This is a genomic window from Nitratireductor indicus C115, assembly GCF_000300515.1.
GTDB classification, from domain to species: domain Bacteria; phylum Pseudomonadota; class Alphaproteobacteria; order Rhizobiales; family Rhizobiaceae; genus Nitratireductor; species Nitratireductor indicus.
On sequence record NZ_AMSI01000060.1, the window covers coordinates 1 to 875 of the forward strand.

Here is an 875-nt window from a genome sequence, read left to right on the forward strand (position 1 = left end):
GCTTACGAGACGGGACAAGAGGACGGTCTTGCGGTTTGCGGGATGCTTCTTGGCGGCTCCTGGGTCGCGGGGTCTGGCGAACGGCACGATGTGCTCGACAAGTTCCGCCTGACGCCTCTGGCCCGGGTTCGGGCCAGCTCGCCCGAGCAGATCGGCGCGATGATCGCCCATGCCGATAAAGCCTTTGCGGACGATATGCTGAGCCCGCATGAGCGCGGCGCCATTCTCGACCGGGTGGCGGATCTTCTGTCCGCGCGTGCCGACGAGATGCTCGGCGTCATGCAGGGCGAAACAGGCTTTGCCACGGCCGATTGCCGCGGCGAGATCGACCGCACGGTGCAGACCCTGCGCCTGTCCGCCGAGGAGGCGCGGCGGCTGTGCGGCGAGATGCTGCCGGTGGCCGGCGCCCCCGGCCAGGCCCGCCGCATGGCCTACACGATGCGTGTGCCGCTCGGTGTGGTGCTCGCCGTCACGCCCTTCAACGCGCCGCTCAACACCGTCACTCACAAGATCGCCCCGGCGCTCGGGGCCGGCAATACGGTGATCCTGAAGCCTGCGGGCCAGACGCCGCGCACGGCCTGTCTTCTGGCGCAGTTTTTCATCGAGGCGGGGTTGCCTGCGGGTTATTTGCAGGTCTTCCACGGAGGCGGCGCTGTGGTGAGCGCGGCGCTCTCCGATCCGCGTGTGGTCTATGTGGCCTTCACTGGCTCGACGGAGGTGGGACGTATCATCCAGAGCCAGGCGGGGCTGCGGCGCAGCCAGATGGAGCTTGGCTCCATCGCCTTCACCCTGCTTGCCGAGGATGCCGATCTGGAGACAGCGCTGCCGAAGGTTGTTGCGGCAGGCTATCGCAAGGCGGGGCAGGTGTGCACCTC

At 67.9% G+C, this 875-nt stretch carries 1 protein-coding gene; it reads left to right on the forward strand.

The window, feature by feature from the left end:
* A partial coding sequence (locus NA8A_RS24195) for an aldehyde dehydrogenase family protein (RefSeq protein WP_009453083.1) occupies positions 1-875 on the forward strand: 875 nt, incomplete at both ends.